General features: G+C 58.6%; 14 protein-coding genes and 1 tRNA gene. 5 read left to right on the forward strand and 10 right to left on the reverse strand.

Annotated features, from left to right (window positions below; translation table 11 throughout):
* Nucleotide 1: 1 nt before the first annotated feature.
* The 5 genes from ACSYSO_RS05505 to ACSYSO_RS05525 form a co-directional block, all read right to left on the reverse strand.
* On the reverse strand, nt 2–1,522 hold the full coding sequence (locus ACSYSO_RS05505; protein WP_489797993.1) for a glycine--tRNA ligase: 1,521 nt from the start codon (nt 1,520–1,522) through the stop codon (nt 2–4).
* 142 nt (nt 1,523–1,664) lie between these two features.
* Entirely contained in the window at nt 1,665–2,456 is a 792-nt protein-coding gene (locus ACSYSO_RS05510) for an isoprenyl transferase (protein WP_491701657.1), read from the reverse strand.
* A 2-nt stretch (nt 2,457–2,458) separates the two neighbouring features.
* A complete protein-coding gene (gene recO, locus ACSYSO_RS05515) occupies nt 2,459–3,181 on the reverse strand; it encodes a DNA repair protein RecO (RefSeq protein ID WP_491701658.1) in 723 nt (240 codons plus the stop codon).
* Between the two features lie 34 nt (nt 3,182–3,215).
* Nucleotides 3,216–4,940, reverse strand: a complete 1,725-nt coding sequence (locus ACSYSO_RS05520) for an alpha/beta hydrolase family protein (protein ID WP_491702072.1) — start codon at nt 4,938–4,940, stop codon at nt 3,216–3,218.
* Between the two features lie 51 nt (nt 4,941–4,991).
* Entirely contained in the window at nt 4,992–6,407 is a 1,416-nt protein-coding gene (locus ACSYSO_RS05525; protein ID WP_489797988.1) for a DivIVA domain-containing protein, read from the reverse strand.
* A 209-nt stretch (nt 6,408–6,616) separates the two neighbouring features.
* Here ACSYSO_RS05525 and ACSYSO_RS05530 point away from each other — a divergent pair.
* Nucleotides 6,617–6,690, forward strand: a tRNA-Val gene (locus tag ACSYSO_RS05530).
* Nucleotides 6,691–6,775: 85 nt separating this feature from the next.
* Here ACSYSO_RS05530 and ACSYSO_RS05535 read toward each other — a convergent pair.
* Complete coding sequence (locus ACSYSO_RS05535) at nt 6,776–7,192, reverse strand: DUF3052 domain-containing protein (protein ID WP_489797986.1); 417 nt, start codon at nt 7,190–7,192, stop codon at nt 6,776–6,778.
* A 74-nt stretch (nt 7,193–7,266) separates the two neighbouring features.
* Nucleotides 7,267–8,136 (reverse strand): YlbL family protein, encoded by an 870-nt coding sequence (locus tag ACSYSO_RS05540; protein WP_491702073.1) that lies wholly within the window; start codon nt 8,134–8,136, stop codon nt 7,267–7,269.
* Nucleotides 8,137–8,254: 118 nt separating this feature from the next.
* On the opposite strand from ACSYSO_RS05540, the gene ACSYSO_RS05545 reads away from it, so the two are divergent.
* On the forward strand, nt 8,255–9,934 hold the full coding sequence (locus ACSYSO_RS05545) for a zinc-dependent metalloprotease (RefSeq protein ID WP_489797984.1): 1,680 nt from the start codon (nt 8,255–8,257) through the stop codon (nt 9,932–9,934).
* Here ACSYSO_RS05545 and ACSYSO_RS05550 read toward each other — a convergent pair.
* Complete coding sequence (locus ACSYSO_RS05550) at nt 9,906–11,417, reverse strand: ATP-dependent helicase (RefSeq protein WP_489797982.1); 1,512 nt, start codon at nt 11,415–11,417, stop codon at nt 9,906–9,908. The two genes, ACSYSO_RS05545 and ACSYSO_RS05550, sit on opposite strands and share 29 nt — an antisense overlap.
* Nucleotides 11,418–11,557: 140 nt before the next feature.
* Between ACSYSO_RS05550 and ACSYSO_RS05555 the strand changes: the two genes are divergently transcribed.
* Entirely contained in the window at nt 11,558–13,207 is a 1,650-nt protein-coding gene (locus ACSYSO_RS05555) for a phosphotransferase (RefSeq protein WP_489798468.1), read from the forward strand.
* A 90-nt stretch (nt 13,208–13,297) separates the two neighbouring features.
* Nucleotides 13,298–13,522 (forward strand): DUF3107 domain-containing protein, encoded by a 225-nt coding sequence (locus ACSYSO_RS05560; protein WP_489797980.1) that lies wholly within the window; start codon nt 13,298–13,300, stop codon nt 13,520–13,522.
* A gap of 212 nt (nt 13,523–13,734) precedes the next feature.
* Here ACSYSO_RS05560 and ACSYSO_RS05565 read toward each other — a convergent pair whose 3' ends face one another.
* The gene (locus tag ACSYSO_RS05565) at nt 13,735–14,637 is read right to left on the reverse strand and encodes a PHP domain-containing protein (protein WP_491701659.1); all 903 of its coding nucleotides are present in this window, start codon (nt 14,635–14,637) and stop codon (nt 13,735–13,737) included.
* Between ACSYSO_RS05565 and ACSYSO_RS05570 the strand changes: the two genes are divergently transcribed.
* Nucleotides 14,636–15,346, forward strand: coding sequence for a vitamin K epoxide reductase family protein (locus tag ACSYSO_RS05570; RefSeq protein ID WP_491701660.1), 711 nt, complete (start codon nt 14,636–14,638; stop codon nt 15,344–15,346). The genes ACSYSO_RS05565 and ACSYSO_RS05570 overlap by 2 nt on opposite strands.
* Nucleotides 15,347–15,463: 117 nt before the next feature.
* On the opposite strand, the gene dapF is transcribed toward ACSYSO_RS05570, so the two are convergent.
* A complete protein-coding gene (gene dapF, locus ACSYSO_RS05575) occupies nt 15,464–16,390 on the reverse strand; it encodes a diaminopimelate epimerase (protein WP_491701661.1) in 927 nt (308 codons plus the stop codon).
* Nucleotides 16,391–16,394 lie beyond the last annotated feature (4 nt).

Genomic DNA, 16,394 nt, shown 5'->3' on the forward strand with positions numbered 1-16,394 from the left:
GTTAGTACAACCCACCTGCTTGCGCGACCTTGACCGGCTCAGAGGTGTCGATGCCGGACTCTTTGGCTACATCGCTGCCGCCATCCGCAGCCTTGGTGCCAACAATGTTGATCGGTCCCTGCGGGTAGCGGGTGCGCTTCTCTCCCACACGCTCCGCCACAAAATCAGCCACCTTGCTCAGGCTCACGCGCTCCTGGCTCATGGAATCGCGTTCGCGAATGGTCACGGCCTGGTCGTCGATGGTGTCGAAGTCCACGGTGATGCACAGCGGGGTGCCGATCTCGTCCTGACGACGGTAACGACGGCCGATGGCACCGGACTCGTCGTAGTCCACCATCCAATCATGCTGGCGCAGGTCAGCAGCCAAATCCTGAGCCAAGCCCTGCAGTTCGGGTTTCTTGCTCAGCGGGAACACCGCGGCCTTGACAGGCGCCAGGCGCGGGTCGAGACGCAGCACCGTACGGCGATCCACCCCACCCTTGGTGTTGGGAGCCTCGTCAACATCGTATGCATCCACCAAGAATGCCATGAGAGAGCGCGTCAGGCCAGCTGCCGGCTCGATGACGTACGGCACGAAGCGCTCTCCGGTAGCCTGGTTGAAATAGCTCAGGTCTTCGCCGGAATGCTCGGCATGTGCCGAAAGGTCAAAGTCGGTGCGGTTGGCGATGCCCTCGAGCTCGCCCCAATCCGAACCTTTGAAGCCGAATTTGTATTCGATGTCGACCGTGCGCTTGGAGTAGTGCGAGAGCTTCTCCTTGGGGTGCTCATAATGACGCAGGTTTTCGGGGTTGATACCCAAATCGGTGTACCAACGGGTGCGCGTGTCAATCCAATACTGATGCCAGTCCTCATCGGTGCCGGGCACCACGAAGAACTCCATTTCCATCTGCTCGAACTCGCGGGTGCGGAAGATGAAGTTGCCGGGCGTGATCTCGTTGCGGAAGGACTTGCCGATATTGGCAATACCGAACGGTGGCTTGGAACGCGAAGAAGTCATGACATTCTTGAAGTCCACGAAGATGCCCTGTGCGGTCTCGGGACGCAGATAGTGCAGGGCGTTGTCATCGTCCACCGGGCCGAGCTGGGTGCGCAGCATCATGTTGAAGTCACGAGGCTCCGTCCATTGACCACGTGTACCGCACTCTGGGCAGGCAATGTCTTTCAGTCCGTTCTCCGGCATCTTGTCGCCGTGTTTCTCGGCCCACGATTCCTCAAGCTTGTCGGAACGCTGACGCTTGTGGCAGTTCAGGCATTCGATAAGCGGATCGTTGAACACGCTGACATGGCCGGAAGCCTTCCATACCGCCGAAGGCAGGATGACGGATGTGTCCACGCCCTGCACATCGCCGCGGGTGACGACCATGGAGCGCCACCACTCACGCTTGATATTGTCTTTGAGCGCCACACCCAACGGGCCATAGTCCCAAGCCGAGCGCGTACCACCGTAGATTTCCCCGGCGGGGAACACGAATCCGCGCCGCTTAGCCAGCGACACCACCTCATCAAGTTTGGAAACAGCCACAATCACACCTTCTGGTCAAAGACAACAACGATAAAGATAAGCGCCATGCTAGTAGCAGTTACTGACAGCCAAAACCGCCGGTTGAGCCATCCGTCAGTGTTCTCTTGCTATGTTTCTCGCACATACGGCAGGCCGTCAGGGACTACTTCTTCACGCCTCCGAACCTGCGGTCTCGGTGCACGTAATGGTCGATGGACCTCCACAACGGCTCACGGCCGTATTCCGGGAACAGTTCGGGAGCGAAATCCAACTCGGCATACGCCGCCTCCCAAGGCAGGAAGTTCGACGTGCGCTGCTCCCCCGAGGTTCGTATCATCAAATCGCAATCGGGAATGTCCGGATTGTACAGGTGCTGGGCGATCATCTTTTCAGTGACGCGATCTCCGCTGATCTCACCGTCGCGTACCTCACGGGCGATTTGCGCGCACGCGTCCGCGATCTCCGCCCGGCCCCCATAGTTGATGCAGAACACCACATCAATGGTCGTGTTATGGCGCGTGCGTTCCATCGCGGTTTCCAGCTCGTCGATCACCGACTTCCACAATTTGGGACGTCTGCCGCTCCAACGCACACGCACGCCCCACTCGTCCATCTGCGCTACACGGCGATGGATGATATCTCGGGAGAATCCCATAAGGAAGCGAACCTCCTGTGGGCTGCGCTTCCAGTTCTCGGTGGAGAAGGTGTACAGGCTCAGGTACCGCACACCGGCCTCGATGGCACCGGCGATGGTGTCGAACACCACGGGTTCGGAAGCCTGATGCCCGTTGGTGCGCGCCAATCCGCGGTTCTGCGCCCAGCGTCCATTGCCGTCCATGATGACACCGACATGACGAGGTACGGAGCCTTTCGGGAAATCAGGAATGATGGCAGGGTCGGAGAATGGTGCCGCAGGAACACTCAACGACTGATAATCCACTTGTTCAAAAGCCATACCTATGAATGTAACAACTGCCAAGAACGGATGGGGCGTTCCAGGTAATATTCGCACCATTCCTCCACAAACCGGCATGTCTGCTGATCTGGAACAGTCTGGTCAAGCACTGACCAATCGCCTTCAAGCAACGCCTCGAGCAACTCACGCCCTTCCAAACCGATGGGTCTGGACTGCCGGGTGTGATGTACGGAGCACATCACTCCGCCGGCTTCCGAAGAGAAATACCCCAGGTCGTCACGTGTGGAACAGACAACGCACGAGTCCAGACGCGGCGTCCACCCAGCCAAGGCCAAGGCTCGCAACGCATACGAATAGCCGACGCTCGACGCTTGGTGCCGGTTCAGCTCCAGCGCATGCAAGGCAGAAATGAGCAGCAGATACTGAGCTTGAGCCGGTTCATCTTCATCAGACACCAGCTTGTCGACCACCTCGACCATAGCGCTGGCCGCACCATAGGATTCATAATCCGCGCATACCGTGCTGGCATAAGCCGAAATCGAGGATGCTTGGGAAATCACGTCGAGCGAGCGTCCCTGAGCCACCAGCAGGTCGCAGCGCATGAACGGTTCAAGACGACCGCCGAAACGTGATTTGACACGACGCACCCCTTTGGCCACAGCACGAATCTTGCCATGGTTGCGCGTCATGAGCGTAATGATGCGGTCGGCCTCGCCTAGTTTGACCGTGCGCAGCACCACACCTTCGTCACGATACAATGCCACGGCCGTCTCCTCTCCGTGCCGGTTTCCTACCGATCTAGTAGATGAACAGCCCCCAGAAAGCGAAGACCAGCAGCATCTGCAGCATAGCCGCCGCGACCACCCAGAAGAAGATTCTGCCGAATCGGGTGGTAGCCAGTACCGGTTCGTTCTTCACCGATGACGGCTGCGCAGCCTGCAGGGATAAACCTTGCTTCGTCTTGGAGAACGGCAAACGCACCCTGCCGGTCTGCGTCAATTCCACAAGACGTGCCACGACTCGCGCCCACGCCCAGACCATGACCACGGCAATAATCTGCACTACCGGCCAGCTCCAATGCATCATGCCCGGATCTTCATCGGGTGCGCCTCCCCAACCAAGCTTGACCAGCGCCATGATGACTTGACCCAAACCGGCTCCGAACAGTATAAACGTGGCGAATGTGGTGACCGTGATGGCCAGCAGTTCACTGCCGAAGCCATGCCGGAACCCGAACACACGGCGCTTGTCACGACGCAACCATCGCACAGCCTTCATCACCAAAGCGACCAACGAAAGTACTATGGCCACTGCCAACAGCACCAACATGGCAACATGCACAATGCATCCGTACACCGTCAGCGGTCTGTCGGCGTGCAATTCCGTAGGCACCGCCGTGGACTGGTGGATGGTCACCCCCGCCACACGCTCGCTCGTCTCATGCAGTCCGGCTAAGGTGCCGACCGTCCAGTCAGTGATATCACGCTCATACTCGTCGGCGAACGGAGTGCCGGCTTCCGCCTCGTCTCCCAGACGCAGCACATGGTTGGCCACAGGGTAGCTGCGTACGGTCACATTCTGGTTTCCTGCTTTATGTGCGGAATCGAAGATGTGTTCAGCGCCTTGCACCTGCGCGGTCATCACATCTTTGGCGCCATACATGACCATGGTGGGAACCGAATATGCCTCCGGCAAATCCACCGGTACGTCCAGATTATGCATGCCGAACATATCTGCATCAATGTGGAACAGACGGCGCACAATCGACTGGTATCCATCATTGGCACCGACCAGAGAAAAGTCTTGGGAGACAAAGAAACCGAGCGAAAGCCTAGGCTGGTAAACCATAGGGCTCAGCAGCAGTTGGAAGGCAATACGCTTGTCTCGTTTGATGACATACGGCGAAATCCATGTGCTCTCCGAAGTGGCATACAGACCGATGTTGTCGGGATTGACGCCAGGCAGACCGCGTACGTAGTCGACCACTTGGTCGTAGGCGACCGCCGACCCCGGATAGTCTCGGGTCAGGTCGTTGGTATTCCATACCGGTTTGTCGAGCACCGCCGTCACGAAACCGGCCGAAGAAAAATCAGTGGCCACGTCACCAAACGAGTTGTCACACGTGCCATAGCCGGCGCCATGCAAGAACACCAGTCCCGGCATGCCTTTGGGCGCACCCTTCGGCTCGCGAATGTTGACGTTGATGTGTTGCACCGCACCGGTCGAAGGCTGCTTGGCATCGATTGTGATATGCCGGCTCGTTACCTCGTAGTCGCCTTTCCTGTTCAAGTGCACACCTTGCGGGTTGTCGAAGTGCACGCTGGTGTCGGGCGTCAACGTTTCGATGCGCTGATCGGTCGGCTCCTTGTTCCATGAGGTCGCTGTGGCACCTGATATGGAAACCAGCAGTCCCAGCATAATCACGAAGATGGGCAGCGTGGCAAGCATACGCTTGCCGAACGTCCATGCCTTGGGGCGCTCGGCACGCTCAGCCTTCTCGTCCGGCTGCTCGGCACCGTTCATCACATCACTCAAACTCACACCAACCTAGGGGACGTCACCCCGCCCGCATAATCAGAAACGATACCCGTTGCCGCCATTGCTCAGCCCGGGGAACGTGACATTGGGAATGCCCATGTCGCTCTGTTCGTCCTCATAGAGAGCATCGTCATAATGTGCTCCGGCATCTGCGGATTTGCCATCGAACTGAGGTGCGGGAGGGGCAGCGGGGGCCGGGGCATTTGCCTGTTGGCCCATACTCGCCAGGGCAGCAAGCGAGGGGCTGGCTGCGGCAGGAGCCGGAACGTCGCTTTCCACTGGCTGCGGGGGCACCGGAGCTCCATCAAACGACGAGGGTGCCGGAGCCGGAGGAACACTGGGGGCGAATGATTCCGTCGCACTGAAAGCAGCAGGAGCCGGAACGGGAGCTGAGACAGGAGGAGCTGGATAGTCAGACATCTGACTTGCACTCGGTGCTACCTGCGCCGACTGCGAAAAATCCGGTGCAGGCGGTGCCGCAGGAACATCCATCGGTTCCGGCTCATATGCAGTCGCAACCGGTTCATAAGCGCTGTGCTGCTCATACGCATTGCGCGGTTCAACAACCGAATCATCTACCGCCGAATCACCAAAATCATCGTCGAACCCGAAATTCGAAACGCTGGAACCAGCATTGAACGGCTCAGCAAATTCATCACGTGAATCGTCCTCAAGCTGCCCGCCAGACGCATAGTCAAAGCCATTGGCGTACTGCTCGTCCGCAGCGCTGTTTGGCATCGGCGCTGGTACTGCAGCAACCGGCACGGGAGCAGAAGGCGCGCCATCGAAAGCACCGGCAGAACCGACACTTTGCTGATAGCCATCCAGACGGTTGTAGGACTCAATGCGGTTGAGCAGGTCCACACAGTAGCTCAGAAAGTAATCGACCTGACGCTGATCGTAGCCGCGCGAACCTTTACGCTGGGTAAAAATAGAATTCGACACGCTGGTGGAACTAAGATTATCCAACTTTTTGGATTGCTTGATGTCATCGTCCATGCCCAATCCCAGGGCGATCTTATCGACCACCATGTTGACGAGCTGATCGACTTGCTTGACATCATAGGAGATACGTTTCCGCTCGCCCCTGGCGAAACGGTGCTTGGCAGGACGCTCAGCATGGTTCTCCACCACGCGGTACAGATGCCGGGTGCGTGCCTTCCATCCCTCGTTCCCCTGCTCATTGAGTTCACGTGCGGTCTGCTTGTCTGCAACGGCACGGCCCAAACGAGCCAGGGCGGCATCGACCTGGCCGATAGCGTAGCCTCCGTTGACCAAATGGAAGGCGGCGTTTTGGATATCGTTGAGCGTCAGCGGCATGCGGTCGCTGTCGTACATGGCATGCGCCCTGTCCAGGAACGCGTCCACCTGATCCACGTCATACCCGCGCTTGCGACTGCCGACACGGGCAATCCCGGGCATTTTCTGACCAGTCTCGGTTTCCTCGGCCATAGGATTTGCCTCCTCAAGGTAATCGTTGACTGCGTCAAGTTTACGCGAGCGCACAGACGCATCAACGAGAAAAACCAAACTACAGCAGCTGCACACACCGGTTATGCGCGCGTGTTCCGCCCTGCCGCGGCAACGATTCACTGAAGTTGACCGCACGGTGCGCTACAGTATGAATCTGCAACGCGAACATATGAAGCATGTACGATTGCGGGCGATTAGCTCAGCTGGTTAGAGCGCCACCTTTACACGGTGGATGTCGGGGGTTCGAATCCCTCATCGCCCACATCTCTTTAAACACTTGAAATGCAAGTATTTCACTATGAATGAAGCCCCGACAGGCGTGTAAGCATGTCGGGGCTTCATTCATCTCAGCGGCCTTTGCCGAAAGGACGCAGCCGTATTCCGTTCCAATCCGGTGCCACAGTGAGCGGTGTGGCGGCATTCATGCCGGCGGTCTTGGTCGCAGACTGCACTATGTTGGGATTCGCGGACCCTGAACGACCAGGCTTGGGGGTAATCAGCCACATAGGACCGTCATCTCCAATCACCGCATACGCATCCACAATGGTGTCGCTCAGACCATCTTCATCATCGCCGTCGCGCCACCAGATGATAGCCCCGTCAACTGTGGAGTCGTAATCTTCATCAACAAGGTCTTCGCCTGTCAACGTTTCAATCTTCGCACGCACGGAGTCGTCAACGTCATCGTCCCAGAGCCACTCCTGGACAATGTCGCCTTCGCGAAAACCGAATTCTTCAGCGTTTTGAGATGCCGTTTCATTCACGTGGCTCATAGTAGCAAACGGCTGCGAACTGCGTCACGTTTTGTCGAAATACGCTGTGCAGCAACGTTGTAAGGCTAGCGTTGAGAGCTCCGCCCCGCACCACTGGCCGAGCAGTGTGGCAGTGATTCGCCACGCCCCTGTCCAATGGCTTCGAGCGCACGGTACGCATCGTCAAGCGTCGCTACCTTCACATCGCGCAACCCTTGCGGCACATGACCTACCACTTCCCCGCAGTCTCCCGCAGGAGCAAGGAACCATGTGGCGCCGTCACGTTTGGCACCCTGCATTTTCAGCGTGATACCGCCGATCTTCCCAACCGTTCCAGCTTCGTCTATGGTACCGGTGCCGGCAATGACACGCCCTCCGGTCTCATCGCGAGGCGTGAGCTTGGACAACACGCCGAGCGCGTACATCATGCCGGCCGACGGGCCTCCCACATCCTTGCTGTGCAGGGTTATTTTCGCTCCCTCCACATCTATCCCTCGCTGCTTTGCATATGCCAGTGCAGCCTTCGAAGCCTCATCCTGGGATCCGCTCATCTGCGAGTCGGACTCATGCTGATACTCCTTGGCACTTTGACCCACCGGGAACACAGCCTCACTCGGTACGACTTCCTGATTGCTGTCAGCCAACGCAGGAATAACTCTGGACACGGGCACCACATATCCGGGAACCCCTTCAACACTGACGGTGACCATCAGCAGTTTGCCACGAGATTTGTGTGCTTTCACCCCGTCCAGGGCAATCACCTCAGTGCCGTCAACGGTACCGAGCACATCCTGGGTCGGTCCTGGAGATTTGATGACGTACGGGCTGGGAACAAGCATGGCCAGCAGGCAGAGCATCACACACCACGATCCCACATGCAGACCTGTGTTGCGCCTACGCCTGTTGCCGGAAGCCGATGCCTTGGAATCAGGCTTGTTACTTGGTGCGTTACGAATCTTCACTCGGTTATTCTATGACCCGCTGCCACCAACATCGCGCGGGGCGGAAGACCATGCGAACCAATAAGATTGGTCGTGATTCAGTTACGACGAGTTGCAACCCGAGGAGCAAACGATGGATGAGAATGCAATCCACCAGTGGATCGTTGAAAGCTTTGGCCCCGTGCAGGGAGAGTTGGTATGGAATCAGATTCAATCCATGCCTTCTGTGGTGCGCGACCAGCTGTTCAGCCAGGATGTATCCAAACTCCCCCGTCCCTCCGAAGTGCAGGCCATGATGCAGGCGTTCACCTCACAAGGATTCAGCACAGTCGGAGACATGACCGATGCGATGCAAGGCGGCTCCATCAACGCCAAGTTGGCCTCTTCCATCGCCACAGCGCAGGCCAACGACGAGTCGAGTGAGAAAATCGTAAGCGCCGAGAACGCACAGGAGGTGCGCCAGGCGATGAGCGAAGCAAACCTGTGGCTTGACACCACCTGCGACATCGACCCTGCACACGGGGAGGTGCAGGTACAGACCCGTGCCGACTGGGTGAGCTCCACGTTGGACGCTTGGGTGGATATCGCCAGCCCGGTGGCACAGGCAACCAACGACGCACTGGCTGAAGTGATGACCGACCGTTTAGGAGACTCGGGCGAGATCTCAGGAGTCTTTGCCGGACCCATCCCCATTTCCATACCTGACAACATGAAAGATCCTGCGAGTCTTGTCAAGATGCTGGGCAGTACCGCATTCGCCATGCAACTAGGAAACTCGGCGGGAGAAATCAGCCATGAGGTACACGGCAGTTTCGATCAAGGTATCGCCTTGCAGAACAATCCCGCCGGTGCGATTGTGGCTCAAAACGTCTTCGCTTATGCGGACGATTTGGGTATCGACAAAGCGGAGGTTCTGGCATATGTGGCACTTGAGGAAGCTGCACATGCAAGGCTCTTCGCAAACGTGCCCTGGCTCATGCCTCGTTTCAAGGCGCTTATCGGAAAATATGCCCGTGGTGTCGATATCGATCTGGATGCCGTAGAGGAGCAGTTGCGCGATGCCACTAGCATGGATCCTGAATCTCTCTCCGGAGCCGTGGATCTTTCCAAAGTAGCCATTCCCGATACCCCGGAACAGCAGGAAGCCCTGCGAGCGCTGGAAAATCTGCTGGATCAGGTCGAAGGCTGGGTTGACTGCGTTACCTGGCATGCCGGCATGGCCCATATTCCGCATATCGAGCAGCTGCGTGAGATGGCACGTCGCGAGCGTGCGGTCGGAGGCCCCACCGAACATACTTTCTCCTCCCTGCTGGGCTTGAAACTTAAGCCCAAGCGTATGCGTGAGGCCGCTGCTTTGTGGGAACGCCTTACTGCCGAGCAAGGAGTGCAGGGACGAGATCACGCTTGGTCCCACCCCGATCTGCTGCCCCAAATCGACGATTCGACTCCACGCATCGACGCACAGGATGCCTCTGCAGAACATCCCACAAACACTCCTTCCCCGGAGCGGCAGAGCGAATCCTCGGCGAGCGCCGATACTGAACACGGCACCATAGATTGGGATGCCGAACTCGCCAAGCTACTGCGCGAAAGCGATATGGGAGCAGCCGATCAAGGCGGTACCAATCACAACGACTCAGATGAGGGCGGTTCTGCACAGGCAAACAGCACAGATTCCGGAGCCGGCGCACCTGACAGCTCCGGCGAAATAGACACAGCGAGCGACGATGATGCTTCAGACGGCACAAACCGTCCAGCTGCAAACGGCGGGCAGGGGCAGGAACCTACAGGAACCGACTCGGCGAACGAGTGAGCGAACCGGTGCCGTCCTTGCTGCGCGCGTAAGAGATGTGCAGCGTGTCCTCGGCACGGGTCACTCCCACGTAGAGCAGCCTCCGCTCCTCTTCCAAAGCGTCGCCCTCAGCAGGTGATCCGTACGGCAGCAGGCCTTCCGAGCAACCGATAAGGAAGACATGCTTGAACTCCAAACCCTTCGAAGCGTGAATCGTCGAGACCGTCACCGCTCCGGCGGCGCGCAGGCCCAATGCCTCCAACGCCGCGCGCCGCGATTCGTTATCGTCTTCCAATACGGAGCTTTGTGCGGCTCCGTCGCGTCTCATCCTGTAGTTCAGACCTGCCGCCCTAAGCGCTCGACACACCACCTGCTGTTGCGCGTTGATGCGGGTCAATACCGCGCAATCAGCCACATCGGCGCCCGATTCCACCAGTTTTACAATACGATGAGCCACGTCTTGCGCTTCTTGCACGTCGTTGTCGTACACAGTTCGTAGCACTTTCCTGCCACCAGCTCTCACTGCTTTGAGACGAAGATAATCCTGGCGGTTTGGGGCTTTCTCCAGTACTTTGTTGGCGCTGGAAACGATTGCTGCCGTGGAACGGTAGTCGATGCCCAAATTGATGTCGGCGCTCAACGGTGCGAATTCATCGGCGAACCCCAGCAAATCGTAGCTACTGGCTCCGGCGAACGAATAGATGGTCTGTGCCGGATCCCCCACCACGCATACGTTGGTGTTGCCGTTCAGCCATAACGTCATAAGCCGGTGCTGCAGAGGCGATACATCTTGGTATTCATCAACGGTGAGCCAACCGATGGAGGAACGTATGGAAGCAGCGGCCTCGGGGAACCGGTCAAGCACATGACAGACCATGAGCAAAATGTCATTGAAATCCATCTCGCCTCGCGAGGTCTTCTCCTGCTCGTACGCCGTGTATATATCAGCAAATTCCGCTGCCTCTAGTCCGGCAGGCGGCTCACGATGGGTTGCGGCGCACACTCTGACATAGTCGTCGGGTGCCACCAAAGACACTTTCGCCCAGTCGATCTGCGCCATGAGATCCCTCACTTCGCTGTCACCGAAACGATCCGGGTCGTCGAACCGCTTGAGTGCCCGGTGCATCACCTCCTGTGCGTTCTCCACAAGACGCGGGAACGGCGCTTCGCTGATTTGCTGCCAGACGCGACGCAGTTGATGCAGGGCCGCAGAGTGGAAGGTGGCTGCGGTGATCGACCCGTCCACACCAAGGTTTTCGAGACGTCGACGCATCTCGTCTGCCGCTTTCACCGAGAACGTCACCGCGAGTGTGCGGCTCGGATCCCATGCCCCCGTGGCGCAGGCGTAGGCGATGCGCCTGGTGACCGTACGGGTTTTGCCTGCACCGGCACCGGCGATGATGCGCACCGGCCCTTCCAACTCGGTCGCGGCGGCTCGCTGGGAGTCGTCAAGGCCCTCCAGCAGGGCTTCGGCGTCGTCATGGGGCAAGGTCGAGGTGGTCATGGTTCCATTGTGGCAGTCGCATGCCCCAAATTTTTTGGACGGCTGGCCGAAAATTTCCTCACGGGGGTGCACTGTATTACTGTAGGGGTGTGACGACTTTACAGAGCAAGCTTACGTTGGCAGCACTAGCCTCGGCCGCGATGCCGTCCATCGCCGTTGCCGGCGTGCGCGACGTACACCAAACGAATGAGACCGATGAGGCCGCAGGCATAGCATTTGCCGTGGTTCAGGACACACGCGGCCGCTTTTACGACGTATATGCCGCCCGTAGCGAAGAAGGCCGCAAGCGCCTTGCCGAGCGTGCGCAAGCCTCCCAGACACTGGCGGGGACCCGTGGGCCCAATGGACTGGGTTTCTCTGTGGACGATATCAGCGCGTTCGAACCCGGTGGGGACGAGTCTGTGCTGGTGGCCCCTCACGTCAACGGCGAATCTCGCTCGCTTGATCTGCTCACCTTCGAGGACTGTGCCAGCGCCGGCACCGCCATCGGTGCGATTCACCGTCTCAACCCCGATTTTCTTGAGTCGGGCGGCTACGCGACGTTCACCACCGACGAGATCCGCATCCAGCTCACCACATGGATCGAACGTCTGCAACGGGCAGGACACATCCCTCAGGCCATCACGTCCAGTTGGGCCAAGGTCATCAATACCGACGGTCTGTGGATGTTCTCCACTTGCCTGGTACATGGCGGGTTCAACGATGGCGATTTTGTCTTCTCAGGCTCAACCATCAACGCGGTTACCAACTGGCAGAGCATGCAGTTGAACGATCCGGCACGAGACCTGGCTTGGATATTCTCCAAACTGGACGAAGAGCACCGCAACCAGCTGATGAGCGCCTACGGGCACATGATGGGTTCACGCGTGGATGATCTGATCATGCTGCGAGCCAACCTGTGGATGCAGATGGAACAGGTGGGCGAGTTCATCGAGGCTCTCAGCCGCGCCGATTCCCGCCAGATCTCCAAGTTCAAGGCACAGGTTGAGAAGCTGGCGCACGAGCTGACCGTGCTCACCAACCGCAATGAGGCCAAGGCCAGCGCGGAGCGTGAGGCGCGTCAGGCGAAGGCCGCTGCTGAGGCTGCTCGACGTCAGGCCAGCGAACAGGCGCAGGCGCAAGCCCGTCAGGAACAGTCCGACGAAACCTTCGACGGCGACTACACGCAGGATGAGGACATCGTCTCCGACAACACACTCGACGAAGACAACACCTTCGACGATGTGCCGGTGAGCGACGACACCTTTGACAACGACAACACCCATGACGAGGACATCGTCTCCGACAACACACTCGACGAAGACAACACCTTCAGCGCTGAACGTCCGGCCTCTTCGGGCACGCAGCGGCCAAACCCTGGCAGCAAGGCGAACAGTCCCTCCTACAAGGACATGCCGGATCCCTCGTCGTCAGCCACGGTTGTGATGGCAGCCGGCACGGTGTCTGCCGGCAACGAATCGCAGACCATCGATCAGCCTGCGCCAGACAATGCTGTGCACGCTGCCGCAGCCAACGATCATTCCACCCACAAGACCACGCGAGACAGCGGTCTGCCTCCCACCTTGTTCATCCCCAAGCTTGAACAGGAGCAGCAGGCACTGCGTGATGCCCAGGAGGGACTTGACGAGTACGAGAGCCGCAAGTTCGCCCAGACACCGCAGCCGGGAAGCTCAGCGTCAAACGAACCGGATGCGGAAGATGACACCAATAGCTCTTTCCACTTCTCCGACATCACCTTCGACCATACGGCAGGCAGTGACGATACCACGGACAATAAGCGGACAGAGTGAACGCCAGTACGCAACGGCGTACAATCATACGACAAAGCCAATATGCGGCCGGCGGATACCGGCAGCGGCCTAACAGAAAAGGAAACACACATGGACGTTGAATTCGGCATTCAGAATGTAGCGCGCCCCGTTAACTTCAGCACTTCGGACAGCGCCGAGAGTGTGGAGGCTGCGGTGGAGCAAGCGATGAACGAAGGCAAGCCCATCAGCCTGCTCGACGACAAGGGCCGTCGCATCATCGTACCCGCCGGAGCATTAGGCTACGCAATGATCGGTTCCGAGACCAAGCATGCCGTAGGGTTCGGCGCCCTTTAAAGCACCTGACCGCTCACTATTGCCTCGCACATTGAAATTTCACGTGCGAGGCAATTTTGTTATCGTTATCTCCTCGCACGCTATGTGATGATTGCAAACTCGCTATTCGCAGAACGTATCCGATTTGCCCGCCCGATTTGCCCGAAAATCTTGTTAGGGCAGATTACCATCAATGCAATCGACTGAACGCACCATTGCGCCGCACAAGATGGTCAACTTGTTGCAAGCTCTGCACTGCGGCTGATAATCTCAGCCACCGTGTCGTCATCAGTAACACACTCCCCCAGAAGATTCGGCTTGCCTTCCCCATGCCAATCCGAGCCTCCGGTGACCAACAAATCATTGCGCCTCGCCAATTCCAGCAACCGGGCACGTTGCTCGCTACTGTTGCCCCGGTGCCACACCTCGAGACCGCCTAGCCCAGCTAGCGCCAAGCGATGTATCTGTTCGTCGCTCAGCAATGTGGCGTTGCGGCTGTGATCGCCCGGATGCGCCACCACGCTCACCCCTCCTGCTTGTCGCACTGCCTCGACCACTTCAACGGCACTGGGAGACGGCGTGGGAATGTAATATTCGCTCGAGGCTGAAATTGCGCCGGAAAACGCATCCGACCTTGTCGGGTAAACACCTGCGGCCACAAGGGCATCGGCCATGTGCGGGCGGCCTACTGTGGTCTGATCGCCTTTCTTGGCCTGCTCCAACACACTCTCCCAGCTGATGGGAAAATCGCGGGACAGGTGTTCCACCATAATCTGCGCACGCTCAAGCCTTGCCTGACGAGTGCTGGTAAATAGTCGCACGATGTGCTCGCTGCACGGGTTGTAGGCATACGCCAACATATGCACAGAAGAAATATCAAATTCGGCCGTGATCTCGGAGCCGCATAGCAGCGGCATGTGCGATATTTCTGCCTGCCGCCTCGCCTCATCCCAGCCTGCTGCAGTGTCGTGGTCGGTGATGGCCACCCCATCCAATCCGCATGCCCGGGCACGCTTCACCAACTCCGCGGGAGTGGTGGTGCCGTCGGAGTATACCGTATGGCAATGCAGGTCCCAGCCGTGCGCGGGAGGCGTCGATCGCAATATTCGTGTCACCCTGCTATCGTACCAAAGCATGAGCAAGAAGCAGCAATCCACTGACCCGTCGCAGCGGTCAACAGCGCCCGCTCTCAACAAGGAGAACGCTCCGGAAGCCTCTGCCGTCCCAGCTGCAAAGTCTTTTACCGGCTTCTGGCACAGTTCCACGTGGACATATGCCGTAATGCTGGTCGGAGCCGTACTTGGGCTGCTCAGTGCCTTTACCTTGTCTGCAGAAACGCTAAAGCTGGCACGCAACGGCAACGCCCCATTGAGCTGCGACGTAAACACCGTGGTGTCCTGCTCCTCAGTAGCTCAGTCCCCGCAAGCCGAACTCATCACAATCGGCAGTTTGAGCTTTCCGAACGCCTTCTTCGGCATCGCTGCCTACAGCGTGTTCATCACCGTGGCCGTAATCGGTCTGGCACAAGTCAAGTTGCCTCGATGGTTCGCCGGCGCCGCTTGGGGCGGTGGCCTGCTGGCATTGCTGTTCAGTTATTGGCTGTTCTCCCAGTCCTTGTTCGTCATCAAGGCGCTATGCCCGTGGTGCATGCTCATGATGGGAGCCACCACGGTAATGTTCATGGCCTTAAGCCACGCTACAGTCACCGTGCAAGGGCTGGGAGCCAACGCAGGGTGGTTGCGCACCTACTACCGTCTGCATTACGACTGGATGGTGGACGTGCTGTGGATCGCAGCCATCGTGGCACTCGTAGTCATCACCGAAGGCCCAGCGCTCTTCGCATAGCGAAGTCCCTCATGGCATACGGCCGCTGATATGCATTCCTGTAATTGCGTATCAGCGGCTGTTGCGTTTCTTGGTGAGGCCTTGCCCTAACTCGCACGGGGCTTGATACCCCTCACGTTACAGCTGCTCCGGCTCAACGTTTGCCACTAGGCAAGCGTCCCCGGTAAGTTTCACATCATCATCGCTCACCACCACATGCAGCACCCCGCCGCGCACGCGGATATCCCACTGATCCACTCCCGTCTTGGCACGCAGCGTGACCGCCGTGGCGCACAAGCCGGTACCGCACGACAGCGTCTCACCGCAGCCTCGCTCGTAGACGCGCATCGTGGCCTCGCCAACCCCTCGCCTGGCATCCAGCCGGTCAACTCGCACAAACTCGACGTTCTGCCCATGCTCCAGCGCGGGCGTGACCGTAGGAGCGCGCGACAAATCAAGCTGTTCCACATCCGGCCACGCGCCTGCACCAACCGGCAGTGTGCCGCGAGCGCCGTCCAAAACCACCACTACATGCGGGTTGCCCATGTCGACGAAGGTGCCTGCCCGCACACCTTCCAACCCAGGCAGTGAGACCTGCAGCGCGTCCACCGGGCCGATCTGCCAACGTCCGACCGACACCTCGAACACGTGCTCACCGTAGGGAACCGCCTCACCCAACGAGCGCAGCGTCTTCACCCCGGCGCGCGTGCCCAGCAGGAACGGCTCGCCTCCAGGCCCGGCCGCAATACCTTCGCACTGTGCCAACAGGGTGATTGCGCGCGTGCCGTTGCCGCACATCTCGGCGATGGACCCGTCAGCGTTGCGATAGTCCATGAACCACTGAGCTCCTGCCTGCTGGCAACGCTCCACGTCAGACTCCTCAAGATCGGAAACATCGCACGGGTGTGCCAAACGAATCAGGCCGTCGGCACCGATGCCGAAATGACGGTCGCACAGGCAGCGCACCTCGTCGGCGTCAGGCTCATAGCGACCATCCGGGTCAACATAGAGCACGAAATCATTGCCGGTAGCGTGGGCTTTTACGATGTGTCTTGGAATCGTCATACCC

Source organism: Bifidobacterium sp. ESL1130, assembly GCF_058507935.1.